At 62.7% G+C, this 23,773-nt stretch carries 23 protein-coding genes; 12 read left to right on the top strand and 11 right to left on the bottom strand.

Features of this window, described 5'->3' with window-relative positions:
- Nucleotides 1–17 precede the first annotated feature (17 nt).
- The gene (gene murB / locus P9250_RS29645) at nucleotides 18–1,052 is read left to right on the top strand and encodes a UDP-N-acetylmuramate dehydrogenase (RefSeq protein ID WP_310396650.1); all 1,035 of its coding nucleotides are present in this window, start codon (nucleotides 18–20) and stop codon (nucleotides 1,050–1,052) included.
- Between the two features lie 156 nt (nucleotides 1,053–1,208).
- Here murB and argF read toward each other — a convergent pair whose 3' ends face one another.
- Complete coding sequence (argF, locus tag P9250_RS29640) at nucleotides 1,209–2,138, bottom strand: ornithine carbamoyltransferase (RefSeq protein ID WP_310396648.1); 930 nt, start codon at nucleotides 2,136–2,138, stop codon at nucleotides 1,209–1,211.
- A gap of 505 nt (nucleotides 2,139–2,643) precedes the next feature.
- On the opposite strand from argF, the gene P9250_RS29635 reads away from it, so the two are divergent.
- Nucleotides 2,644–2,979 carry a DUF3579 domain-containing protein gene (locus P9250_RS29635; RefSeq protein WP_244826156.1) on the top strand — a complete coding sequence of 112 codons (336 nt, stop codon included), beginning with the start codon at nucleotides 2,644–2,646 and terminating at the stop codon, nucleotides 2,977–2,979.
- A 135-nt stretch (nucleotides 2,980–3,114) separates the two neighbouring features.
- Here the strand turns inward: P9250_RS29635 and rpsT are convergent, their stop codons facing one another.
- Entirely contained in the window at nucleotides 3,115–3,393 is a 279-nt protein-coding gene (gene rpsT / locus P9250_RS29630) for a 30S ribosomal protein S20 (RefSeq protein WP_244826155.1), read from the bottom strand.
- Between the two features lie 444 nt (nucleotides 3,394–3,837).
- On the opposite strand from rpsT, the gene murJ reads away from it, so the two are divergent.
- Both murJ and P9250_RS29620 read left to right on the top strand, forming a co-directional pair.
- On the top strand, nucleotides 3,838–5,442 hold the full coding sequence (gene murJ, locus P9250_RS29625) for a murein biosynthesis integral membrane protein MurJ (RefSeq protein ID WP_409014961.1): 1,605 nt from the start codon (nucleotides 3,838–3,840) through the stop codon (nucleotides 5,440–5,442).
- A complete protein-coding gene (locus P9250_RS29620; protein ID WP_244826153.1) occupies nucleotides 5,442–6,287 on the top strand; it encodes a SirB1 family protein in 846 nt (281 codons plus the stop codon). Before murJ ends, P9250_RS29620 begins: the two co-directional genes overlap by 1 nt.
- A gap of 30 nt (nucleotides 6,288–6,317) precedes the next feature.
- Here the strand turns inward: P9250_RS29620 and P9250_RS29615 are convergent, their stop codons facing one another.
- The 5 genes from P9250_RS29615 to lpxK form a co-directional block, all read right to left on the bottom strand.
- Nucleotides 6,318–7,076 (bottom strand): 3-hydroxyacyl-CoA dehydrogenase, encoded by a 759-nt coding sequence (locus P9250_RS29615; RefSeq protein ID WP_250509450.1) that lies wholly within the window; start codon nucleotides 7,074–7,076, stop codon nucleotides 6,318–6,320.
- 149 nt (nucleotides 7,077–7,225) lie between these two features.
- Nucleotides 7,226–7,888: an adenylate kinase gene (gene adk, locus P9250_RS29610; protein WP_244826151.1), complete on the bottom strand. Its 663-nt coding sequence runs from the start codon at nucleotides 7,886–7,888 to the stop codon at nucleotides 7,226–7,228.
- A gap of 285 nt (nucleotides 7,889–8,173) precedes the next feature.
- The gene (gene kdsB, locus P9250_RS29605) at nucleotides 8,174–8,965 is read right to left on the bottom strand and encodes a 3-deoxy-manno-octulosonate cytidylyltransferase (protein ID WP_244826150.1); all 792 of its coding nucleotides are present in this window, start codon (nucleotides 8,963–8,965) and stop codon (nucleotides 8,174–8,176) included.
- Nucleotides 8,966–8,974: 9 nt separating this feature from the next.
- Nucleotides 8,975–9,181 carry a Trm112 family protein gene (locus P9250_RS29600; RefSeq protein ID WP_244826149.1) on the bottom strand — a complete coding sequence of 69 codons (207 nt, stop codon included), beginning with the start codon at nucleotides 9,179–9,181 and terminating at the stop codon, nucleotides 8,975–8,977.
- Nucleotides 9,162–10,178: a tetraacyldisaccharide 4'-kinase gene (lpxK, locus tag P9250_RS29595; protein WP_244826148.1), complete on the bottom strand. Its 1,017-nt coding sequence runs from the start codon at nucleotides 10,176–10,178 to the stop codon at nucleotides 9,162–9,164. The genes P9250_RS29600 and lpxK overlap by 20 nt, the downstream gene beginning before the upstream one ends.
- Nucleotides 10,179–10,651: 473 nt before the next feature.
- Between lpxK and xseA the strand changes: the two genes are divergently transcribed.
- The 3 genes from xseA (at nucleotide 10,652) to P9250_RS29580 (ending at nucleotide 13,151) form a co-directional block, all read left to right on the top strand.
- Nucleotides 10,652–12,019, top strand: coding sequence for an exodeoxyribonuclease VII large subunit (gene xseA / locus P9250_RS29590; protein WP_310396643.1), 1,368 nt, complete (start codon nucleotides 10,652–10,654; stop codon nucleotides 12,017–12,019).
- 198 nt (nucleotides 12,020–12,217) lie between these two features.
- Nucleotides 12,218–12,799 carry a superoxide dismutase gene (locus tag P9250_RS29585; RefSeq protein ID WP_250492675.1) on the top strand — a complete coding sequence of 194 codons (582 nt, stop codon included), beginning with the start codon at nucleotides 12,218–12,220 and terminating at the stop codon, nucleotides 12,797–12,799.
- A gap of 199 nt (nucleotides 12,800–12,998) precedes the next feature.
- The gene (locus tag P9250_RS29580; RefSeq protein ID WP_244826145.1) at nucleotides 12,999–13,151 is read left to right on the top strand and encodes a hypothetical protein; all 153 of its coding nucleotides are present in this window, start codon (nucleotides 12,999–13,001) and stop codon (nucleotides 13,149–13,151) included.
- Nucleotides 13,152–13,160: 9 nt separating this feature from the next.
- Here the strand turns inward: P9250_RS29580 and P9250_RS29575 are convergent, their stop codons facing one another.
- The 3 genes from P9250_RS29575 to P9250_RS29565 form a co-directional block, all read right to left on the bottom strand.
- The gene (locus P9250_RS29575; protein WP_244826144.1) at nucleotides 13,161–14,435 is read right to left on the bottom strand and encodes an EAL domain-containing protein; all 1,275 of its coding nucleotides are present in this window, start codon (nucleotides 14,433–14,435) and stop codon (nucleotides 13,161–13,163) included.
- A gap of 281 nt (nucleotides 14,436–14,716) precedes the next feature.
- Nucleotides 14,717–16,150, bottom strand: coding sequence for a multidrug transporter subunit MdtD (gene mdtD / locus P9250_RS29570; RefSeq protein WP_250509439.1), 1,434 nt, complete (start codon nucleotides 16,148–16,150; stop codon nucleotides 14,717–14,719).
- 19 nt (nucleotides 16,151–16,169) lie between these two features.
- Nucleotides 16,170–16,916 carry a GntR family transcriptional regulator gene (locus P9250_RS29565; protein ID WP_244826142.1) on the bottom strand — a complete coding sequence of 249 codons (747 nt, stop codon included), beginning with the start codon at nucleotides 16,914–16,916 and terminating at the stop codon, nucleotides 16,170–16,172.
- Nucleotides 16,917–17,173: 257 nt separating this feature from the next.
- Between P9250_RS29565 and P9250_RS29560 the strand changes: the two genes are divergently transcribed.
- Nucleotides 17,174–17,482, top strand: coding sequence for a type II toxin-antitoxin system RelE/ParE family toxin (locus tag P9250_RS29560; protein WP_250465488.1), 309 nt, complete (start codon nucleotides 17,174–17,176; stop codon nucleotides 17,480–17,482).
- A gap of 3 nt (nucleotides 17,483–17,485) precedes the next feature.
- A complete protein-coding gene (locus P9250_RS29555) occupies nucleotides 17,486–17,791 on the top strand; it encodes an addiction module antidote protein (protein WP_244826139.1) in 306 nt (101 codons plus the stop codon).
- A 5-nt stretch (nucleotides 17,792–17,796) separates the two neighbouring features.
- Here P9250_RS29555 and P9250_RS29550 read toward each other — a convergent pair whose 3' ends face one another.
- Nucleotides 17,797–19,011, bottom strand: coding sequence for an MFS transporter (locus P9250_RS29550; RefSeq protein WP_310396639.1), 1,215 nt, complete (start codon nucleotides 19,009–19,011; stop codon nucleotides 17,797–17,799).
- Nucleotides 19,012–19,363: 352 nt separating this feature from the next.
- On the opposite strand from P9250_RS29550, the gene xdhA reads away from it, so the two are divergent.
- Genes xdhA through xdhC form a run of 3 tightly spaced genes read left to right on the top strand, consistent with a single transcriptional unit; the run spans nucleotide 19,364 to nucleotide 23,769 of the window.
- On the top strand, nucleotides 19,364–20,887 hold the full coding sequence (gene xdhA / locus P9250_RS29545) for a xanthine dehydrogenase small subunit (protein WP_250509438.1): 1,524 nt from the start codon (nucleotides 19,364–19,366) through the stop codon (nucleotides 20,885–20,887).
- A 15-nt stretch (nucleotides 20,888–20,902) separates the two neighbouring features.
- Nucleotides 20,903–23,266, top strand: coding sequence for a xanthine dehydrogenase molybdopterin binding subunit (gene xdhB / locus P9250_RS29540; RefSeq protein ID WP_310396637.1), 2,364 nt, complete (start codon nucleotides 20,903–20,905; stop codon nucleotides 23,264–23,266).
- A complete protein-coding gene (gene xdhC / locus P9250_RS29535; RefSeq protein ID WP_310396635.1) occupies nucleotides 23,263–23,769 on the top strand; it encodes a xanthine dehydrogenase accessory protein XdhC in 507 nt (168 codons plus the stop codon). The genes xdhB and xdhC overlap by 4 nt, the downstream gene beginning before the upstream one ends.
- Nucleotides 23,770–23,773 lie beyond the last annotated feature (4 nt).

Raw genomic sequence — 23,773 nt, 5'->3', positions numbered from 1 at the left:
CGCGGTTTTTCCCTGTCATGTCCCACGCTTCCTTCACGCCGCCACCGCTGCTCGACGACTATTCGCTGCGAGCGCACAACACGTTCGGCTTCGACGTGCGAGCGCGTCACGCCATGCACGTCGATAGCGTCGATGCCGCGATCTCGCTCGCCGCCGATGCGCGCATCGCCAACATGCAGCAGTTCGTGCTCGGCGGCGGCAGCAATGTCGTGCTGACGCGTGAATTCGATGGCGTCGCGCTGATCGTCGGCATCCGTGGCAAGCGCGTGATCCACGAAGACGACGACGCCTGGCTCGTCGAAGCGGGCGCGGGCGAGAGCTGGCACGAGTTCGTCGCGTGGACGCTTGCGCAAGGCATGCCGGGCCTCGAAAACCTCGCGCTCATTCCCGGAACGGTCGGCGCGGCGCCTATCCAGAACATCGGCGCGTATGGCCTGGAAATGGGCGAGCGCTTCGAACGGCTACACGCGGTGGAACTCGCGACTGGCGCGCACGCCCGTTTCGACCGGGCTGAATGCGCGTTCGGCTATCGCGACAGTTTCTTCAAGCGGGCAGGGCGCGGGCGCTTTCTGATCACCTCGGTGGTGTTCCGGCTGCCGAAGGCGTGGCAGCCGCGCGCAGACTACGCGGATGTCGCGAGGGCGCTGGAAGGCGCATCCAGCCACGATGCACGAGCCATCTTCGATGCCGTCGTCGCCGTGCGCCGCGCCAAATTGCCGGACTGGACCGTGCTCGGCAACGCGGGCAGCTTCTTCAAGAATCCGGTGATGAGCGCGGAAGCGTTCGATGCATTGCGCGTGCGCGAACCCGGCGTCGTGTCGTATCGTCAGCCGGACGGAGCGGTGAAGCTGGCCGCTGGTTGGCTGATCGACCAGTGCGGGTGGAAGGGGCGTGGCGTCGGTGGCGCGGCGGTGCATGACCGGCAGGCGCTCGTGCTCGTGAATCGTGGCGATGCGACCGGCGCGCAAGTGCTCGAACTCGCCGAAGCGATCAAGCGCGACGTGCTCGCGCGCTTCGACGTCGAACTGGAGATGGAGCCGGTTTGCTTGTGAAACCGATGAGCGCGGGTTCGTGCGTCGAGGGCCGACGTTGGCGGCATGCGGTCGCGTTGACCGCGATGAGGTCAGCCACGCGCGTGACCAGACCCTGACAAACGCCGCGAAGAAGGGCGGCACTTCGATTCGAACCCCGCCCTTCCCGACAGCAACTCAGTGATTGAGCTTGCCCAGCAGCAAAAACTCCATCAACGCTTTCTGCACATGCAGACGGTTTTCCGCTTCGTCCCACACGACGCTTTGCGGGCCGTCGATCACTTCGGCGCTCACTTCCTCACCGCGATGCGCCGGCAAGCAGTGCATGAAGAGCGCATCCGGGTTGGCGCGCGACATCATCTCGCTATCGACGCACCAGTCCGCGAAGGCCGCCTTGCGCGCTTCGTTTTCCGCCTCGAAGCCCATGCTGGTCCAGACATCGGTGGTGACGAGATCGGCGCCCGTGCACGCTTCGTTCGGGTCTTCGAATGCTTCGTAGAACGGCTTGCTGTCTTCAGAAACCAGCGCGTGATCGAGCGTGTAGCCGGGCGGCGTCGAGAGGCGCAATTTGAAGCCCAGAATCTGCGCGGCTTCTATCCACGTGTAGAGCATGTTGTTCGCGTCGCCGACCCACGCGACCGTCTTGCCGTGAATCGGCCCGCGTTGTTCGTAGTACGTGAAAATGTCCGCGAGCACCTGACACGGGTGATACTCGTTGGTCAGCCCGTTGATGACCGGCACGCGCGAATTTTCCGCAAAGCGCTCGATGATCTCCTGCCCGAACGTGCGGATCATGATGATGTCCACCATGCGCGAGATGACCTGCGCCGCGTCCTCGACCGGTTCGCCGCGCCCGAGCTGCGTGTCGCGCGTATTGAGGAACACCGCGTGGCCGCCTAGCTGGAAGATGCCCGCCTCGAAGGAAAGGCGAGTGCGCGTCGAATTCTTCTCGAAGATCATCGCGAGCGTGCGGTCGTGCAGCGGATGATAAGTCTCGTAGTTCTTGAATTTGCGCTTCAGAATGCGCGCGCGTTCGAGCACGTACTCGTAGTCGTCGAGTGAAAAATCCTTGAACTGAAGATAATGGCGAATTTTTTTGGCGGTCATGAAACGCAAGCGGCGGCTTCGACCCGGTGCCCGCCGATGCGCGAAGCGGCATCGAAAAGACCGGACGGCGCCGCCGTCGGGAGTGGTATCGCGTTCGAGCATAAAGGATTTTGCGATGTTTGACGAGGCTACCGAGGAGCTGATCGCTTTCTCCAGAAGGCTTCTGGACGGCCTTGCAGGGCGCTTGCAAGCATTGGTGCGCTGCGGAAGAAGGGTCGCTGCTGTATAATTGCGCTCGCTCGTTTCAACCGCTCTGCAACATTCAGCACCGTTTCACGCGTATGTGTACGAAGGCTCGCAAGAGCCGCTCGTGTTACCCCTTGCGTGTCTGGATTCAACAGTGCAGTCGAGTCCGTCTTCAGGGTGCGGGCGTGGCCAAGTCGGGAATTTTCTGTGACTGCCGCGTTCAGAGCCGCTAGTGCCTGCCAATGCAGGGCTCGTGGTTTCCGCGTCTGGTCGGCGCGTTCGCCGGTGTGCATCACCGGCTGTCAAAAGGTAATGCTACATGGCTGAATCATCCCCTACCGAGTACTTCATACAAGGCATCACCAAGAGCGGGCGCACGTTTCGGCCAAGCGACTGGTCCGAGCGCCTGTGCGGAGTGATGTCGGCTTTTGGGCCGGGGAAGAAAGGGCCGAACGCGCGCCTGCAATATTCCATCTATGTGCGGCCGACCATCATCGGGGACATCAAGGTCGTCATTCTCGACTCGCGCCTGCGCGACATCGAGCCAATGGCTTTCGACTTCGTGCTGAACTTCGCGAAGGACAACGATCTGGTCGTGACCGAGGCATGCGAGCTGCCGCCGCATCACGGCACGCAGACGCAGCAGAAGCGTTAATCAGCGCTTGTGGACCGACGAAAAAAAGCCCGCGTTTGCGGGCTTTTTCTTTACTGCGCAGCGGAAACAGGAAGCTGCTTCCAGTCAACTGCGGCAAAGCATTGCATGCGCGCGTTTTCCGGAAGCAAGCCGGAATTACTGGGCAGCGGGGGCCTGCAAGCCCTTGATGGCTGCGGCCAGGCGGCTCTTATGACGAGCAGCCTTGTTCTTGTGGACGATCTTCTTGTCCGCGATGATGTCGATCGTCTTGACCGACGACTTGAACAATTCGGCTGCCTTGGCTTGGTCGCCGGCGTCGATCGCCTTGCGAACTGCCTTGATGGCCGTGCGGAACTTCGAGCGCAGCGCCGAGTTGTGCGAGTTGGCTTTGGCACCCTGACGGGCGCGCTTGCGAGCTTGTGCGGTATTTGCCATGACGGTTCCTTATCCTGTTTCTGCTGTTACTTGTCTGGAGCGCGTTACCCTTGTCTCGATGACTCCGGCGTCTTGCCAGGAGCGCCCGAAATGAGCACGAGAGGGCGATTCTTAACGCACTGCCTATGATCGGAATTCCCGGGAACGATTGCCCGGGAGCCTTGAAACTTGGCCTGACAGCGTGAATCTTGCTGTCGACTCTATGCCATTTCCACGTGTCTCCCTTGCCTCCCTTGCCTGTTAGGCAAGAAATGACATGAAGCGTCGAACTGTGCGAACTGTAAGTGCGTCACGACTGCGTGGATTGTAGCAGTGCGCGAAAGCCGAGCTTCGAAACCCGCGATTATAGCAAGCAAATACGAGATGTGACAAGAAAAGGCTCGCTCTGACGCCATTGCGCCGCAAATTCGATGCAATGGGTCAAAGTGACGTGCGCGAACGCCGATGCCGCCGCCGCGATCCGAAGCGCATCGCGCCGCCCCGTATAATAAGCGCCCCATGAATCTATTCCGAGCCCTCCTGACGGTCAGCGGCTTCACGCTTTTGTCGCGCGTGACCGGCCTGATCCGCGAAACGCTGATCGCCCGTGCCTTCGGCGCCAGTCTCTACACCGACGCGTTCTATGTCGCGTTCCGCATACCGAACCTGCTGCGGCGTCTGTCCGCGGAAGGCGCGTTCGCGCAGGCGTTCGTTCCTATCCTCGCCGAGTTCAAGAACAGTCAAGGTCACGATCCGACCAAGGCGCTCGTCGATGCCATGTCCACCGTTCTCACCTGGGGCCTCGTCGTGCTGTCGCTCGTCGGCATGGCCGGCGCGAGCTGGGTCGTCTTCGCGGTCGCGTCCGGCCTGAAGCACGATGGTCAGGCGTACGTCCTTGCCGTTGAGATGACGCGGATCATGTTCCCGTACATCATCTTTATCTCGCTGACGACGCTCGCCTCGGGCGTGCTCAATACGTACAAGCAGTTTTCGTTGCCCGCGTTCGCGCCGGTGCTCCTGAACGTGTCGTTCATTTTCGCGGCGGTGTTCGTCGCGCCGCATCTGAAAGTGCCGGTGTACGCGCTGGCCTACGCGGTGATCGCGGGTGGCGCGTTGCAGTTCCTCGTGCAGTTTCCGGGGCTGCGGAAGATCGACATGGCGCCCCGCATCGGACTCAACTTCTTGCAGGCGCTGCGGCATCCGGGCGTGAAGCGCGTGCTGCTGAAGATGGTGCCCGCCACGTTCGCGGTGTCGGTCGGACAACTGAGCCTCATCATCAACACGAATATCGCGTCGAATATCGGGCAGGGCGCGGTGTCATGGATCAACTACGCCGACCGGCTGATGGAGTTTCCCACCGCGCTCCTCGGCGCGGCGCTCGGCACGATCCTGCTGCCGAGTCTCTCGAAAGCCCACGTCGATGCCAACAACGACGAGTATTCCGCGCTGCTCGACTGGGGTTTGCGCATCACCTTTCTGCTCGCGGCGCCGAGCGCGGTCGCATTGTTCTTCTTCGCCGAACCGCTCACCGCGACGCTCTTTCACTACGGCAAGTTCGACAGCCATTCCGTCGTGATGGTCGGCCGCGCGTTGTCGGCGTATGGCATCGGGCTGATCGGGCTGATCCTCATCAAGATCCTGGCGCCGGGCTTCTACGCGAAGCAGGACATCAAGACGCCGGTGAAGATCGCCATTGGCGTGCTCATCATGACGCAGGTGAGCAACTACATCTTCGTGCCGATCTTCTCGCACGCGGGTCTTACGCTCTCTATCGGCCTCGGCGCGCTCGCGAACGCACTGCTGTTGTTCATCGGCTTGCGGCGCCGGCAGATCTATAAGCCGTCGCCGGGCTGGCTGCTATTCTTCGTGCAGATGATCGGGGCATGCCTCGTGCTGGCTGGAACCATGCACTGGGTCGCTGGCAACTTCGACTGGATCGCCATGCGCGCAACGCCGTTCACGCGGATCGCGTTGCTGGGTGCGAGCCTTGTCGTGTTCGCCGCGTTATATTTCGGTATTCTGGCGGCGATGGGCTTCAAATACGCCTATTTCAAGAGACGAACGCTTTGATGACGACAACGCGTATCCTCGATTACTTCACTTCGCTCGTGGCGGACGACGAGAGTCTTCCGCTCACGGAAGCGGCTTTGTCGCTTGCGCAGGACGCGTATCCCGATCTCGACATGCAAGCGGTGCTCGCGGAGATCGACGAACTCGTCGTGCGGGCGCGTCGCCGCATGCCCGACGACGCGGACATGAAGCAAAAGGTCGAGGCGCTCAATCGTTATTTCTTCCGCGAGCTGGGTTTCTCGAGCAACCTCAACGATTACTACGACCCGGACAACAGCCATCTGAACGTGGTGTTGCGCCGGCGTCGCGGCATTCCGATTTCGCTTGCGGTGATCTATCTGGAAATGGCCGATCAGCTCGGTCTGCCCGTGCGCGGCGTGTCGTTTCCCGGGCATTTCCTGCTGCGTGTCTCGACGCCCGATCACGATCTCATGCTCGATCCGACCACCGGCCAGACGCTTTCCGAAGCGCAGATGGTCGAAATGCTGGAGCCGTACGTGCAGCGCGTGGGCGAATCCATTGGCAGCGCGTTGCGCGTGTTGTTGCAGCCTGCGACGCGCCGCGAGATCGTCGCGCGCATGCTGCGCAATCTGAAAAGCATCTACTTGCAGACGGAGCGCTGGCAGCGCTTGCTCGCCGTGCAGCAGCGGCTCGTCATCGTGTTACCGGGAAGTATCGAGGAAGTGCGCGATCGTGGTTTTGCCTACGCGCGGCTCGATTATCTGCGTCCGGCGCTCGAAGATCTGCAGCGTTATCTGGAAGATCGTCCCGATGCGGAAGATGCAACCGTCGTCGAAACCGAGCTGCATGAACTGAGGCAGCGCACGCAGCACGACGGCGACTAAGAACGGCGGAGCAATCCGCCGTTTTTTTGCTTACTTCGGCTGCATGCGAATTGCGCCGTCGAGACGGATGACTTCGCCGTTGAGCATCGGGTTATCGAAGATCTGTTTGACGAGCAGCGCGTATTCGTTCGGCTTGCCAAGACGTGGCGGGAACGGAACCATGGCGCCGAGCGCGTCCTGTACGTCTTGCGGCATGCCGAGCAGCATCGGCGTTTCGAAGAGACCAGGCGCGATGGTCATCACGCGGATACCGTTTCTCGACAAATCGCGCGCGATGGGCAACGTCATGCCGGCCACGCCGCTCTTGGACGCGGCATAGGCCGCCTGACCCATTTGCCCGTCGAACGCCGCGACCGACGCCGTATTCACGATCACCCCGCGTTCGCCCGTTTCGTTGGGCGCGTTCTTCGACATGACCTCGGCCGCGAGCCGAATCATGTTGAACGTGCCGATGAGATTAACCGCGATGACCTTGCTGAACAGATCGAGCGGATGCGGCCCGTCGCGGCCCACCGTCTTCGATGCCGGCGCGATGCCCGCGCAGTTCACCAGTCCACGCAGAGTGCCGCGTTGCGTGGCGGCTTCGATGGCGCGCTGGCCGTCGCTCTCCTGACTGACATCGCATTTGACGAACTCGCCGGATAGCTCCTTCGCCAGCGCGGCGCCCGCCGCTTCGTTCATGTCCGCGATGACGACCGTTCCGCCTAGCCCGGCGACGAGCCGCGCGGTGGCCTCACCCAGACCGGACGCGCCGCCGGTGATCAGAAAAACGTTGCCTTGTATCTCCATGTCTCTTCTCCTTGATATGAGGAAGTGCTGCATTCGCGGCCCTCGTGAGGCCGTTCGATTTTATGGCTCGCCGTTTTAGCTTGGCGAGAAGCTTGAAGGCGTAAAAAAACCCGCTCGGCGAAGAGCGGGTTTTCCGTGACGCGGGCAAGTTACTTCAAAGCATCGAACACGCGCGTGCGAATTTCATCGACCGCGCCGAGCCCGGAAATCTTGCGATACTCCGGCGCCTTCAGCCCGTTCGTTTCACCGCGCTTCGCCCAGTCGTTGTAGTACGCGATGAGCGGCTTGGTCTGCGCTTCATACACGTCGAGCCGCTTCTTCACGGTTTCTTCCTTGTCGTCGTCGCGCTGGATCAGCGGCTCGCCGGTGACGTCGTCCGTCATGTCGTTCTTCGGCGGATTGAACTTGACGTGATACGTGCGGCCCGACGCCGCGTGCACGCGCCGCCCGCTCATACGCGTGATGATCTCGTCGAACGGCACGTCGATTTCCAGCACGTAGTCGATTACGACAGCCGCGTTCTTCATGGCTTCCGCTTGCGGAATGGTGCGCGGGAAACCGTCGAACAGATAGCCGTTCTTGCAGTCGTCCGCGAGCAGCCGCTCCTTTACGAGATTGATGATGAGCGTGTCCGGCACGAGCTCGCCCGCGTCCATATAGCCCTTGGCCTCGACGCCGAGCGGCGAGCCCGCCTTCACGGCCGCGCGCAACATGTCGCCGGTCGAAATCTGCGGAATGCCGAACTTTTCCTTGATGAAGTTTGCCTGGGTGCCCTTGCCCGCGCCGGGTGCGCCCAACAGGATCAAACGCATGGTGATATCTCCGAATCGTCTAGAAACCGCGCGGCGAGTCTGAATCTGCATCCGGTGGCCAGGCTCGCGCGGCGTCGACGACAGAGCGCGCAGCCGATTCGAAAGTCGGCGCGGCACCCGCGGACAGCGGCGCAACGTTGAGCGTGGCGCTGACCGGAAGGCTCGCGCAATCGCTTGATTATGCCACGGCTCATTACGAACGCGGCCGTAATAACGGCGATAGAAATCGCTGTGATTCCCGCCGCGCAAGCGTTTGGCGGGGGTATACACGGGTTGTGCGAGCTTTCAGCCGGCGCTGGAAAAGAGCGCCTGGACGCGCGCGAGATCGGCGGGTGTATCGACGCCCGGTGCAGGTGTTTCATGCGTGACGCGCACCGCGATGCGCTCGCCATGCCACAACGCGCGCAGTTGTTCGAGCGCCTCGGCGGCTTCGATGGGCGCTTGCGCGAGGTTTGGAAACTCGCGCAGAAACTTCGCGCGATACGCGTACAGGCCAATATGCCGCAGCACGTTTTCGGGCACCGCGGGCAGCGCCGAAAGCGCGGCGACGTCCGGCCAATGCGATTGCCACGCGTCGCGCGTCCAGGGAATGGGCGCACGCGAGAAGTAGAGCGCGACGCTCTTCGCATCGAGCACGACTTTCACGACATTCGGATTGAACACGTCGGCGGGATCGTGAATGGGATGCGCGGCCGTGGCGATTGCGCATTCGGGATGCGCCGCGAGATGCGCGGCGACATCGCGCACGAGTTGCGGGTCGATGAGCGGCTCGTCGCCCTGAACGTTCACGACGATGGCGTCGTCGGGCCAGTTCAGACGCGTCGCCACTTCGGCGAGACGGTCGGTGCCGGTGGGGTGATCCGAGCGCGTGAGCATCACTTCGATGCCGTGATCGCGCGAAGCCTCGACCACGCGGTCGGAGTCGGTTGCGACGATCACCTGGCTCGCGCCGGACTCGCGCGCGCGTTCGGCGACGCGCACGACCATCGGCTTGCCGCCGATATCGGCGAGTGGTTTGTTCGGCAGCCGCGTGGAAGCAAGACGCGCCGGAACGACGGCGATGAACGGCACGGACATGATCGGACCTTACGCGCCGCCAACCGGCTTCAACGGCTCGACCGGCGTGCCTTCCACCGTTTGACGCGCTTCGTCGACGAGCATCACGGGAATGCCGTCGCGAATGGGATAAGCAAGCTTGTCCGCGCTGCAGACGAGTTCCTGCGCCGCGCGGTCATAGGTGAGCGGACCCTTGCAGATCGGGCAGACGAGGATTTCAAGCAGACGTGCGTCCACGGAGTTTCTCCACAACTAGAGCGATGAGGCGAGGCCTGAGCACGGCTTGCACGGGAACGACCCAGATGCGCGCATCACGCCAGGCCCCAAATTTTACTGCATCCTTCTCGGTGATCAGGATGGCGTCGGCTTTCACGTCCTCGAAAGGATTCTCGCGATACGAATAGTGATCGGGGAACGCGCGCGTGCCTGGCGTGATGCCGGCGGCGCGCAAGGTCGCGAAGAAACGCTCGGGCGAACCGATGCCCGCAGCGGCGACCACTTTCTCGCCTGCGAACTGCGCGAGCGGACGGCGCACCGATGGATCGTCGAGCAGCCAGGCATCGCCCGATTCGAGTTCGAGCGCGAAAGTGTTGGGCCACGGCGGCAAGGTGCGGTCGTAGGGGCTGTTGATGAGCGTCGCGTCGCGATGGCGCGACATCGGTTCGCGCAACGGGCCGGCGGGCAGCAGGAAGCCGTTGCCGCCGAGGCGGTCGTCGAAAACGACGAGCTCGAACACGCGCGCGAGCCGATAGTGCTGCAGGCCGTCGTCGGACACGATGACATCGACTTCGGGATGCGCCTCGACCAGCGCACGCGCCGCCGCCACGCGATCCGGGCATACGAAGACCGGCGCGTGAGTGCGGCGCGCGATCAGCAGCGGCTCGTCGCCGACTTGCGCGGCGGCCGAGGTCGGCGCGACGCTCGTCGGCTTCGCGATCTTCGCGCCGTATCCGCGCGAAACGACGCCCGGCTGATGCCCTGCCGCGCGCAGAGCCTCGACGAGCGCGATGACTGTCGGCGTCTTGCCCGTGCCACCGACCGTCACGTTGCCGACGACGACCACCGGCACGCCGACATCGACGCGCTTGATCCAGCCGAGTTCGAAGAACGCTCGGCGCGTCGCGGCAATCGCGCCGAAGATGCAGGCGAAGGGCGTGAGCGCCCACGCAACGGGACCGCGCTTGCGCCATTCGCGTGCGAAAAAGTTTTCGATGGGCGGTTTGAAGTCAGACATGGTCCGCCTTCGCGACGATGGCGTTTGAGCCGGTCAACGGGTGAAGCTTGGCGCGCAACGGCAACTCCTTCTATACGGTCAGCGTTGAACGGAATGCATGGCCGGCGATGTTTGCTACGCAGGGTCAGGCCGGTGCTCGAACCCCGGACTCTATCGCGCGGACGGCCTCGACGCCAGCCGGTTAGCCAAACGGCCGAGGGCACGCGCCTGTGGATAACTCTGTGAAAAACTCGCGGCCGAAGAGCAGCGATTCCGCGTCAGGAAAGAGTTGCTTCGGATAATGCAGACATAAGACGAATATAAGCGAGTTAAATCAAAGAGTTGCAACGTACTCAAAGGCTCGCCGGGGTGCTTGCGATCAGCAAGCGGTAAGTCTTTCTGTGTGGACACTTGCTACACTGGCGTACCTTATCCGGCGGATCTTGTCCATCAGTCAGATGGTTCTTCCGGCCCGATCTTTCGCTTTCTCGCCCATGACTCCCGATTCTTTGATGCCGCAAGGCAGCGATGCCGTCATCCCCGTTTCCGTGCTCAATCGTGCGATCAACACGATGCTCGAACGGTCGTTTCCGCTCGTGTGGGTATCGGGCGAAGTCTCGAACTTCACGCGCGCCGCGAGCGGACACTGGTACTTCTCGATCAAGGATGCGGGCGCGCAGATGCGCTGCGTAATGTTTCGCGGCCGCGCGCAATACGCCGAATTCACGCCGCGCGAAGGCGACAAGATCGAGGTGCGCGCGCTCGTCACCATGTACGAGCCGCGCGGCGAACTGCAACTCAACGTGGAAGCGGTGCGGCGCACGGGACAGGGGCGGCTTTTCGAGGCATTTCTGCGGCTGAAGGCGCAGCTCGAAAGCGAAGGCTTGTTCGCGGCGGAACGCAAGCGCGCGCTGCCGACGCATCCGCGTGGCATAGGCATCGTGACGTCGCTGCAGGCGGCGGCGTTGCGCGACGTGTTGACGACGCTCGCGCGCCGCGCGCCACATGTGCCGGTTGTCGTTTATCCCGCGCCGGTGCAAGGAACGGGCGCCGGCGCGAAGCTCGCGGCCATGGTCGAAGCGGCGAGCGCGCGGCGCGAAGTCGATGTGCTGATCGTGTGCCGGGGCGGCGGGTCCATCGAAGATTTATGGGCGTTCAACGAGGAAGTGCTCGCGCGCGCGATCGCGGCGAGCAGCGTGCCGGTGGTGAGCGGCGTCGGCCATGAGACCGACTTCACGATCGCCGATTTCGCCGCCGACATGCGCGCGCCGACGCCGACCGCCGCTGCCGAACTCGTCAGTCCGCAGCGCGTGGTGTTGCTGCAGGAACTGGATCAGCGTCACGCGGCGCTCGCACGAAGTTTTGGCCGGACGATGGAGCGTCGCGCCCAGGAACTCGACTGGCTCGCGCGCCGCCTCGTGAGTCCCGCCGAGCGTCTGGCAAGGCAACACGTGCATCTGCGGCAACTGGCGAGCCGGCTCGCCGCGGCGGGCGCCCGCCCGGTTCGCGATGCACGCGCGCATTTCGCGCTGGTGCAGTATCGTTGGCAACGCAGAAGGCCGGATGTCGCGACGCAGATCGAGCATCTCGGCCGTTTGGCCGAGCGCATGCAGCGTGCGCGCGAGCGTCATCATGAGCGTGCGAACGCGCGTGTGTCCGAGCTTGCGGCGCGCTTGCAGGTGCTGAGTCCGCAGCGCACGTTCGAGCGCGGTTACGCCGCCCTGATCGATACCCAAACCGGCCGTGCGCTGCGCGCGCCGAACGCACTTAAGCTGAAGCGTCCGATGACCGTGCATCTCGCGGAAGGCTCTGCCGATGTCCTTCTCGCCGATGTCCAGCCGCGTTTGTCCGACGAATTCTGACGGCCTCGACACCGGCCTTTTGACGAAGCCGCCAAGTGCCGCAGGAGCACTTTTGACGCTGCATTCAAGCTTTGGAAAGCAATCTTGCTCATAAAGGCAGGCGGTTTGCGGGGTTATCCCAAGTCGCCTACAATCCATTGCTCCAGCGCTTCACTCCCCACAGTCCCTACAAATCACATAGAAAAGGAAGCTGCAATCATGGAACATACCCTCCCGCCGTTGCCGTTCGACAAGAACGCGCTTGCTCCGCACATGTCGGAAGAAACGCTCGAGTATCACTATGGCAAGCATCACCAGACCTATGTGACGAACCTCAACAAGCTGATTCCGGGCACCGAATTCGAGAACCTTTCGCTCGAAGAGATCGTGAAGAAGTCGTCGGGCGGCGTGTTCAACAACTCGGCGCAAGTCTGGAATCACACGTTCTTCTGGAACAGCTTGTCGCCGAACGGCGGCGGCGCACCGACGGGCGCGCTGGCTGACGCGATCAACGCCAAGTACGGCTCGTTCGACAAGTTCAAGGAAGAGTTCGCCAAGGTCGCGACCGGCACGTTCGGTTCGGGCTGGACGTGGCTCGTGAAGAAGACGGACGGCTCGCTCGATATCGTCTCCACCAGCAACGCCGCCACGCCGCTCACGACGGATGCCAAGCCGCTCGTGACCATCGACGTGTGGGAACATGCTTATTACATCGATTACCGCAATGCGCGTCCGAAGTTCATCGAAGCGTATTGGAACATCGTGAATTGGGACTTCGCTTCGAAGAATTTCGGGGCTTAAGGCTTACGGTTTGCGCCGATCCCGCATCGTCGTTCGCGATGTCGGATCGAACGAAAAAGCCCTCTGCGGAGGGCTTTTTTGCATGGCGAGGAACGTTCGCGCGTCGGCGGTTTCTGCGTCTTGCCGCCGGGAAATCTAGAATGTCGCTTTGATCGGCCGTGCCGCATCGCTTGGGTCGGCCCTCACGCGTGATATCACGATGAAACGCTTTCTCGCCCTCTGTCTCGCCGCATGGTCCGCTGCGGCGCTTTTATATTTCGGACGCCATTCCACCGCGTTGATCGTGCTGTCCGGCGTGCTCGCGCTTGCAGGGTTCGATATCGTCAAGCCGGACGCCGAGCGCCGGTCGTAATCCCGCGATTCAGCGCCGCCGCGGCACCGCTTCCCAGTTGATATCGACGCATAGCACCTGCAAGCCATACGGCGTCTGCGCGGCGATGGATGCCGTCACGCAAAGATGCGCCTCGTTGATGGACAGATACGGCGCGGTCAACTGCACGCGTCCTGGCGCGCGCAACGCCTCGATGAAATACGGCCGACGCTCCCAGCTCGCGCCTTCCGAATGCAGCAGCGGACTGAAACGCTTCGCGCGCTGCGATGTACGCACGACCGGCACGACGTTATCGCCGATCTGCCGGCCTTCCTGATCGAGCAGAAAACAGCGCGCCGTATCGACCAGTTGCAGCAGCTCGCTCGTCGCGGCGGCCAGCGTTTCGCCTTCCATGAGCTTGACTGCCGCGCGTTCGAGGCCGCTCACGTAGGGTTCGAGACGCGCGGCTTGCGCCCGGTCGCGCGCGCCCACGCGTTCGCGCGACGCAGCCGACAACGCATCCATCACGCCCGCGGCGACTTGCGGATGCACGGCATCGACGCTCGGCTGCGCGAAGTACGCGCCCTGCACGAAATCGACATTGCATTCGAGCGCGATCAGCGCGTCGCGCTCGGTCGCGAGGCCGCCCATCAACACGAGTTGCCCGGATTCATGCAGCAGCGATACGAGCCGGGGCAACACACGCTCGATATGCGAATGCTCGGTCGCCTGCTGGAGAATGCAGCGGTCGAGCGTCACGATGTCAGGCCGCAACTGCCACACGCGATCGATATTCGAATGCTTCACGCCGAAGCCATCCAGCGCGATCAGAAACCCCGACTTGCGCATGGAGTCGATGATTTCGGTGAAGCGCGTCGTCTCGCCGCCCGCCTGTTCGGGCACTTCCAGCACCACGCGTTGCGGCGGCAAGCCGATGTCCTTCAACGCGGCGAGGAGCGCGTCGCCGTAGCTCGTGTCCATCAGCGCGGCGGGGTGGAGGCTCAGAAAGAGCCATTCGTCGTGGCTGTCGAACGCGTTGAAGTTGCCCAGATGAAGGGACTCGGCCAATCGTCCCAGTTCCAGAAGATCGCCGCGCCGTGCCGCCTGGGTGAACACTTCGTGTGACGGTACATGACGATGTGTCTCGTCCCGTGCACGCAAGGACGCGTGATAGCCGATCGCACGCCGATGCGACACCGAGAACACCGGCTGAAACACGCTGAACACGGTGTACTCGCCGTACAGCACGGTGCGACGCGAGCCGTCATCGCCCGCGACGGGACGCGGAGACTGGAAGCGGGGTGGATCGATGTCAACCATGCTCATGGTGTCGAGGGCCGGGCAATTTACTTAATGAGACAGTTTACAAGATCGGGCACATCACGTTCGAGCAAAAAGCGTGCGAATTCAATGTGCAAGCGGGGGAGCGCGATTAATCGGCGCGCTTTTGTGTGTACATTGGCTCGGCGCACGGCCGGACGGTAATGCACGATGCGGCGGCATGCCGCTTGAAGGTTGTGTAGCGGTGCTGTCCGCACTCTGTCGGTGCGAAACGCACAATCGGATGGCGCGGCGGAAATTTTCGGCCGAGCCGACGAAACCCCGCTTTAGTTCGCCTCGGAAGGATCTGTCTTTCGCTTCGTCGAGCGCACTTCCGGCGCAAGCTGTCCGAAAATCCACGCCGTTGCCGCCGTGATGATGCCCACGCAAAGGAAGGTTGCGTGGAACGCGGGCAGCGAATTGGTTTCCGTCACGCGCGTGAGGATGCCGGTGAAGGTGGCGAGGATCGCGCCGGCGATGGTCACGCCAAGGCTCATCGACAGCATCTGCACGAGCGAAAACAGACTATTGCCGCTGCTCGCGCCGCCGGTGCCGAGGTCTTTCAGCGTGAGCGTGTTCATGGCGGTGAACTGCATCGAGTTGACGCCGCCGAAGATCGCCAGTTGCACGAGACGCAGCCAAAGCGGCTGATGTTCGCTCGTGAGTCCGAAGCTCGCCATCATCAGCCCGACGAGCACGGTGTTCACGACCAGCACGCGCCGATAACCATGCTTTTCGATCAGCCGCGTCACGAGCCGCTTGCACAGCATGCCGGCCGCGGCGACCGGCAGCATCATCATGCCCGCCTGAAACGGCGTGTAGCCGAGGCTCACCTGCAAGAGCAGCGGGATCAGATAAGGCATCGCGCCGCTGCCGATGCGCGCGAAGAGATTGCCGAGCAGGCCGACGCTGAACGTGTGGATCTTGAATAGATCGAGCGAGAAGATGGGTTGCGCGGCGCGCGTTGCATGCAAACCATAGGCGACGAAGCATCCGAGGCTCAACACCAGCAACACGATGACGATGGCATGCGGCAGACCGAGATCGGCCAGGCCATCGAGCGAGATCGTCAGCGCGACCATGCCGACGGCGAGCAGCAGATAGCCGGCAAGATCGAAGGGCGCGGTGGCGGGATTGCGGCTATCGGGCAAAAACATCTTGGTCGCGATGCAGCCCACCACACCCACCGGCACGTTGATGAGGAAAATCCAGTGCCACGACGCGATCTGCACGAGCCAGCCGCCGAGCGTTGGCCCGATGAGTGGCCCGATAAGCCCTGGAATGGCGACGAACGCGAGCGCCGACAAGTAGCGTTCGGCGGGAAACACGCGCAACACGGCCAGACGTCCGACTGGCAACAGCATCGCGCCGCCGATGCCTTGCACGACGCGGAACGCGACCAGCGCCGTCAGCGACTGCGCGTTGGCGCACAAGAGCGAGCCGATGGTGAACACGAGAATCGCGCTGAAGAACACGCGCTTCGTGCCGAGCTTGTCGGCGAGCCAGCCGGACACGGGGATCATCATCGCCATCGTGAGCGAATAGCCGATCACGACGCCTTGCATGCGCAGCGGCGCTTCGCCGAGACTTTTCGCCATCGCGGGCAAGGCCGTGTTGACGATGGTCGAGTCGAGCGTCTGCATGAAGAAGCCCGTGGCGACGAGCCACAGCATGACGGTGAGTGAGCGTTCCGAAGGCGGCGTGGCGGCGATGTCGGTCATGGGCGCGTCGGCGCGTGAGTCACTTGCGCAACTCGGCGACGAAGTCGTAGTAGTCGTTGCGGCAGTAGGTATCGGTGAGTTCGATCGCGCGTTGATCGGCGGTATAGCCTACGCGCGTGATGAGCAAAAGCGCGTCGTGCGGCGCGATGCCCATTTGCTGCGCGATCTCCGCGCTCGCGTTCACCGCGCGAAAGTGCTGCAGCGCGCGCACGATCGAGAGGCCGCGCGTGTCAAGATAACTGTAGAGCGAGTCGCCGATGACCAGCGGATCGGGAATGAGCGAGGCGGGAAACGTGGAGTTTTCGACCGCCATGACGATGTCGTCGGCGAGACGCAGGCGCTTCAGGCGCGTGACGGCGGCGGCGGGCGAGAGGCCGAGCTGGATGACTTCGTCGCGATTGGCGGGCTCGATCTTGCGCGAGAGCCATTGCGAGCTCGGCGTAAAACCTCGGCGGCGTAGCATCTCCGAGAAGCTCGACAGACGCGAGAGCGGATCTTCGTAGCGCGGCGTGATGAAGCTGCCCGCGCCTTGTTCACGGCGAATCAGCCCTTGTTCGACGAGCAACGCGATGGCTTTCCTCGATGTGATCCGCGAGACGCCCAGCGCTTCGGACAGCACACGCTCGGAGGGCAGGGCTTCGCCTGCGTTCCAGCGATTGTCGTGGATGGCGTTGGCGAGCTTGCGTGCGAGTTGCAGATAGAGCGGAGTGTCGCTGTCCGGGTCCGGGCGCAGGTCACGCCAGCGGTCTTCCGAGGTCTGGTTCATAAAGCGGACGCTTGTGGGCCGAGCGGTGATTTTAAGGCAAAGGTGTGCGGATCGTTCGGGGGTTTTTGATGAGCGGCGCGATGGCTCGGCGGCTGGCCTCTCAGCGGCGATCGATTCGAGACTTACTCCCTGACGCGGGTGGCGACTTTTACGGTGTCCCTGCGAAAAATAGACAGAGGCAAATTCTTGCCGTGAATTTCCTATTAGATAGACTGACCTGTCAACTGTGGTTGACGGTTTGTGAACCATGGATTACGATGACTTTTAGGCTTAACATTCGGACCACAGAGCTTTTTGACGACTGGTTCGTTGCATTTAAGGACCGCATCGCAAAACGCCGAATTCAAGCTCGTATCGACCGACTCGCGTCGGGCAATCCAGGCGACACTAACTCGGCCGGCTCACCGGTGATTGAAATGCGGATCGATCATGGACCAGGCTATCGTGTTTATTACGTTCATCGTGGAGACGTGTTGGTGATCCTGCTATGTGGGGGCGATAAGTCGACTCAAGACAGAGACATCAAGTCCGCACACGCCATGCTGCCTCACCTTGACATGGAGTAATCAATGACCCCAACCAAGATCAAAACTCGTCCCTGGGACTCGGTCGAGCACCTTAAGACCGAGGAGGACCTTGCTGAGTATTTCGATGCATGTCTTCAAGAAGGCGGCGACGATTCCGCGTTTATTGCACACGCGCTTGGCGTGATTGCGCGAGCGCGCGGCATGGCGCAGTTGGCGCGCGATACAGGCATCAGCCGCGAAGGGCTTTACAAAGCGCTATCGGAAGACGGCAACCCCAGCTTCGCAACCATCCTCAAAGTAGTCAAAGCCCTCGGCCTGCAATTGCATGGCTCGAAAGCCGGCGCCTGATCAACTCACGCCGTGGCGGGCCCACCCAGACCGCGCCCGCCACGCATATAAAGCGCCACCGACAAGCCCACCGCCAACGCCGCAGCCAGCGCGGCAAACAAGAACACCGACCCGTATCCAAACTCGCCAGCGACATAACCCGCCAAAGGCCCGGTCAATCCCAGCGACAAGTCCAGAAACACCGAGTAGGCCGACAACGCCGCGCCGCGCGAAGCCGGCGGCACGAGTCCCACCGCCTCGACGCCCAGCGCCGGAAACACGAGCGCGAAGCCGAAGCCGGTCAACGCAGCGCCTGCCAGCGCGAAGGTCGGCTCGGCTGCGAGCCATAGCATCAGCAAGCCCGCGCATTCGAAACAGAACGAGACGATCGCCACGCGGAAGCCGCCATACACCTTGATCGTGTTGGCGAACAAAAGCCTCGCGCCGACGAACGTCGTGCCGAACACCGTGAGCGAGAGCGCCGCGTGCGGCCAGTTGTGCGCGGCATAGAAGAGGGTGATGAAAGTCGCAATGGAACCGAAGCCCGCCGAACCCAGCGCAAGCCCGATCCCGTGCGGCAGCACGCGGAAGAACACGCTGCGGTACGACATGCGCTCGCCATGCACCACCGGCACGCTTTCCATGCGCTTCGCGAGCCAGTAACCGAGGCCGCCCAGCGCGATCACTATGAGCGCAAGCGCGGAAAAGCCCAGCGAATTGTTGATCGCCACGCCGAGCGGCGCGCCGATGGCCAGCGCGCCGTATGTCGCAATACCGTTCCACGAAATCACTTTCGCGTTGTGCGAGACGCCCACGCGGCCGATTCCCCACGTGATCGATCCCGTGCCGACGAGACTTTCGCCGACTCCGAGCACGAGCCGCGCGCTCACCAGCAGCACGAGACTCACCGCATGCCACTGCGTCGCGAGCGCGGAGGTCAGGAGCATTGCGCCGCTGATCGCGCAGGCCACGAGACCGTAGAGCACGGTTTGCTTGGGGCCGGCGGTATCGGCTGAACGACCGGCGAGCGGCCGCGACAATAAGGTGGCGAAGTACTGAACGCTGATCGCGGCGCCCGCCATCACCGAGCCGTAGCCCAGCTCCGTGTGCACGAAGCCCGGCAAGACCGCCAGCGGAATGCCGATGGTCAGATAGCAAAGGAACGTGTACACGACGACCGACACGATTCGAAGCGTGACGGCGAAGTCGCCTTGCGGCGCGGTGGCGGGTTGGGTGGACATAGAAAGGCGCGGGTTACTACGGGGTTGATTTCGATGCGAAAGCGTGATTGTCACATAGCTTGCGACCCGATGTCGCGCCAGTTTTGTAACCACGTGGTCCAAATTGCCTGTCCGAACGGTCGGGCCGCATGTCGGGAAGCCGCGCTGCATAAGGGTTTCACGACTTATCGCGATGGGAGTATGTCGTACATGCAATGTCGCCTATGGGTTCCGGATTTTGGCGGTGATAGCTTTCGAATCATCGAAGCGCTAGGAGTAATCCGAGAAAGCGCCGGAACCATCCGAAGCCACCGGCTGCGCACTCCGCGCAACCAGCAAAAAGAATCATCGAAGCCCCGCGAGACAGAATTTCATGACCCAGCCGATCCGCTTTTACCATCGCAATGCGATCCGCGAAGTAAGCGGCGCGTCGACCACGCGCACCGTCCTGCAATACCTGCGCGAAGACGCGCGCTGCACCGGCACCAAGGAAGGTTGCGCCGAAGGGGATTGCGGCGCGTGCACGGTCGTCATCGGTGAGCCGGACGGCGCGGGCGGCGTCGCGTTCAAGGCGGTCAACGCGTGCGTGCAGTTTCTGCCGACGCTCGACGGCCGCGCGCTCTTCACTGTCGAAGACCTGCGCCAGCCGGATGGTTCGCTGCATCCGGTGCAGCAGGCGCTCGTCGATTGTCACGGTTCGCAGTGCGGGTTCTGCACGCCCGGCTTTGCCATGTCGATGTTCGCGCTCTACGAAAAGCATGGTCATGCAACGCAAGGCTGTGCGCAGGCTTGCGACAAAACGCGGCCGTCGCGCCAGGAGATCAGCAACGCGCTGACCGGCAATCTGTGCCGCTGCACGGGGTATCGGCCGATCATCGAGGCTGCCGAGCAGATGTTCGATCACGCGCCGCTCGCGCCGTTGAACGTCGAGGCGCTGGCGCGTTCGCTCGACGGCATCGCGCGTGACGACACTTTCCACTACGAGCACGCGGGCCGCCAGTTCGACGCACCGCGCACCGTCGACGCGCTCGCGCAACTCAGAGCCGAAAAGCCCACGGCGCGCATTCTCGCGGGCAGCACAGACGTCGGCTTGTGGGTGACGAAGCAGTTGCGCGATCTCGGCGACATCGTCTATGTCGGACAGATCGAGGCGCTCAAGCATGTCGAGACGACCGAGGAGTGGATCGAGATCGGCGCGGGCGTGTCGGTCGAGCGCGCGTATGCCGAACTCGTGAAGACATATCCCGAACTCGAAGAGACGCGTCAGCGCTTCGCCTCGCTGCCGATCCGCAATGCGGGCACGCTCGGCGGCAATGTCGCCAACGGCTCGCCCATCGGCGATTCGATGCCCGGTCTCATCGCGTTGAACGCACGCGTCGTGTTGATGAGCGTCGATGGCCCGCGCGAGATGCCGCTCGAAGATCTCTACATTGCATATCAAAAGAAGGACATGGCGGAGAACGAGTTCGTCGCCGCCATCCGCGTGCCGACGCGCGGCGGCCAGCGCGCGAAGCTGCAATTTCGCGCCTATAAGCTCTCGAAGCGCTTCGATTCGGACATTTCCGCCGTGTATGCCGCGTTCTCGTTTATCGCGGATGGCGACACGATCCGCGAGCCGCGTCTCGTCTTCGGCGGCATGGCCGCGACGCCCAAGCGCGCCACGCACGCCGAAAGCGTGCTCGCCGACGCGCACTGGCACGAAGCCACCGCGCAGGCCGCGATGCTAGCGCTTGGCAAGGACTACGCGCCGCTCACCGACATGCGCGCGAGCAGCGACTATCGGCTGGATACCGCGAAGAGCGTGCTGTATCGATTCTGGCTGGAGACGCGTCCGCACAATCCGATGCCGAAGTCGAAGCTGGATGTGCGTGCAATCGAACTCGTCGAAGTGAAGTAAGGAGCCGATAAGAACATGAACCAACAAGCCGAAGCCTTTCTCGCCGAAGCCCAGTCGCTCGCCAACGAAGCCGACGATTTCAAGCAGGTCCACGTTTCGCGTCCGCACGAGTCGGCGCATCTGCATGTGAGCGGGCGCGCGAGCTATACGGATGACATCCCCGTCGTCGCGGGCACGCTGCACGCCGCGCTCGGCATGAGTCCGAAGGCGCACGCGAAGATCGTGTCGATGAACTTCGACGCCGTGCGCGCCACGCCCGGCGTCGTCGCCGTCTTCACCGCCGAGGACATCCCGGGCGTGAACGACTGCGGCCCGATCATCCACGACGATCCGGTGCTCGCGCCGGGTATCGTGCAATACGTCGGGCAGCCGATGTTCATCGTCGTCGCGACGTCGCACGATACGGCGCGGCTCGCGGCGCGTCGCGCGAACATCGAGTACGAGGAATTGCCGGCCGTGCTGACCGCCGAAGACGCGCGCAAAGCCGAATCCTACGTGCTGAATCCGCTCAAGCTCTCGCGCGGCGATGCAGCGAGCCGTCTGCAAAAGGCCGCGCATCACGAACGCGGCGCGATGAAGCTCGGCGGTCAGGAACAGTTCTATCTCGAAGGACAGATCGCGTATGCCGTGCCGAAGGACGACGACGGCATGCACGTGTACTGCTCGACGCAGCATCCGACCGAAATGCAGCATCTGGTGGCGCACGTGCTCGGCGTGCATTCGCACAACGTGCTGGTCGAATGCCGGCGCATGGGCGGCGGCTTTGGCGGCAAGGAATCGCAGTCGGGCATTTTCGCGTGCTGCGCCTCGCTTGCCGCGTGGAAGCTCTTGTGCCCGGTGAAGCTGCGTCCGGACCGCGACGACGACATGATGATCACCGGCAAGCGCCATGACTTCCAGTACGACTTCGAAGTGGGCTACGACGATCGCGGCGTGATCGACGGCGTCGCGCTCGACATGACATCGCGTTGCGGTTTCTCGGCGGACCTTTCCGGCCCGGTGATGACGCGCGCGGTCTGCCACTTCGACAATGCGTACTGGCTCGCGGATGTGAAGATCGAAGGCTATTGCGGCAAGACCAACACGCAGTCGAACACCGCGTTTCGCGGCTTCGGCGGGCCGCAGGGCGCGTTCGCCATCGAGTACATCATGGACAACATCGCACGGTCGGTCGGTCGCGATTCGCTGGATGTGCGCTTCGACAATCTGTACGGCAAAACGGAAAACAACAAGACGCCTTACGGACAAACCGTCGAAGACAACGTGCTGCAGGAGTTGATTGGTGAACTGGCCGAGTCGAGCGAGTATCGGCGTCGCCGCGAAGCCGTGCGCGAGTTCAATGCGAACAACGAGATCCTGAAGAAAGGGCTGGCGCTGACGCCGGTGAAGTTCGGTATCGCGTTCAACGTGACGCACTTCAATCAGGCCGGCGCGCTGGTTCATATATATACCGATGGCTCGATGCTCGTGAACCACGGCGGCACCGAGATGGGCCAAGGTTTGAACACGAAAGTCGCGCAGGTGGTCGCGCATGAACTCGGCGTGGATTTCGGCCGCGTGCGCGTGACGGCGACCGACACCAGCAAGGTGGCGAATACATCGGCGACGGCGGCTTCCACCGGCACCGATCTGAACGGCAAGGCCGCGCAGGACGCCGCGCGTCAACTGCGCGAGCGGCTCGCGAAATTCGCGGCGGAAAAGTTCGGCGGCGGCAAGGTGGAAGCGTCGCAAGTGCGCTTTGCGAACGACCGCGTGATCGTCGGGGAAGATGTCATTCCGTTCGGCGAGATCGTGCAGAAGGCCTACCTCGCACGCGTGCAGTTGTGGTCCGACGGCTTTTACGCCACGCCCAAGCTCTACTGGGATCAGGCGACCATGCAGGGCCGTCCGTTCTTCTACTACTCGTATGGCGCGGCGGTCGCGGAAGTGGTGATCGACACGCTCACGGGCGAAATGCGCGTGCTGCGCGCGGATGCCTTGCACGACGTGGGCGCATCGCTGAATCCGGCGCTCGATATTGGCCAGGTCGAAGGCGCGTTCGTGCAGGGCATGGGCTGGCTCACGACCGAGGAACTCTGGTGGAATCAGAACGGCAAGCTGATGACGCACGCGCCGTCCACCTACAAGATTCCGACGATCAACGACATGCCGCCTGATTTTCGCGTGTCGCTCTTCAAGAACCGCAACGCGGAAGACAGCATCCATCGCTCGAAGGCGGTGGGCGAGCCGCCGTTGCTGCTGCCGTTTTCGGTGTTCTTCGCGATTCGCGACGCCGTATCCGCCGTGGGCGGTCACAAGGTAAATCCGCCGCTGAACGCGCCCGCGACCGCCGAAGAAATTCTTAAGGCAGTGAACGCGGTGAGGAGCGCGCGGACATGATGCATATCGTTCTGTTCGGCGCGGGTCACGTCGGCCACGCGCTCGTGAAAGTGCTCGGCACGCTGCCGTGCGTCGTCCAATGGGTCGACGCGCGCGACGAACTTTTCCCCGACGAAGTCCCCGCGAACGTGCAGGTCGAAGCCACGGATCTGCCCGACGCCATCGTCGATGAAGCGCCGGCGGGCGCGTATTTCATCGTGATGACGCACGATCACTCGCTCGACTTTTCGTTGACGCAGCGGATCATGCGCCGCGAGGACTTTGCGTACTTCGGTCTCATCGGCTCGAAGACCAAGCGCGTGAAGTTCGAGAGGCGCCTGATGGAGCGCGGGCTTTTGGCGGAGCGTCTGCCGGAAATCACGTGTCCGATCGGCGTCGAGGGAATCGTCGATAAGGCGCCGGGTTCGATCGCGCTGGCGGTGGCGGCGCAGTTGCTGCGCGTGAGTGAAATGACGGCGCGGCTCGGTTTGCCGGCGCTCAAGGCGGCGCGGTTGGCCGCCTGAAAAC

The sequence above is a fragment of the Caballeronia sp. LP006 genome, assembly GCF_031450995.1.
Classification (GTDB): domain Bacteria; phylum Pseudomonadota; class Gammaproteobacteria; order Burkholderiales; family Burkholderiaceae; genus Caballeronia.
The sequence above is the reverse complement of the archived record's forward strand: the minus strand, read 5'-3'. Positions and strand labels throughout refer to the sequence as shown.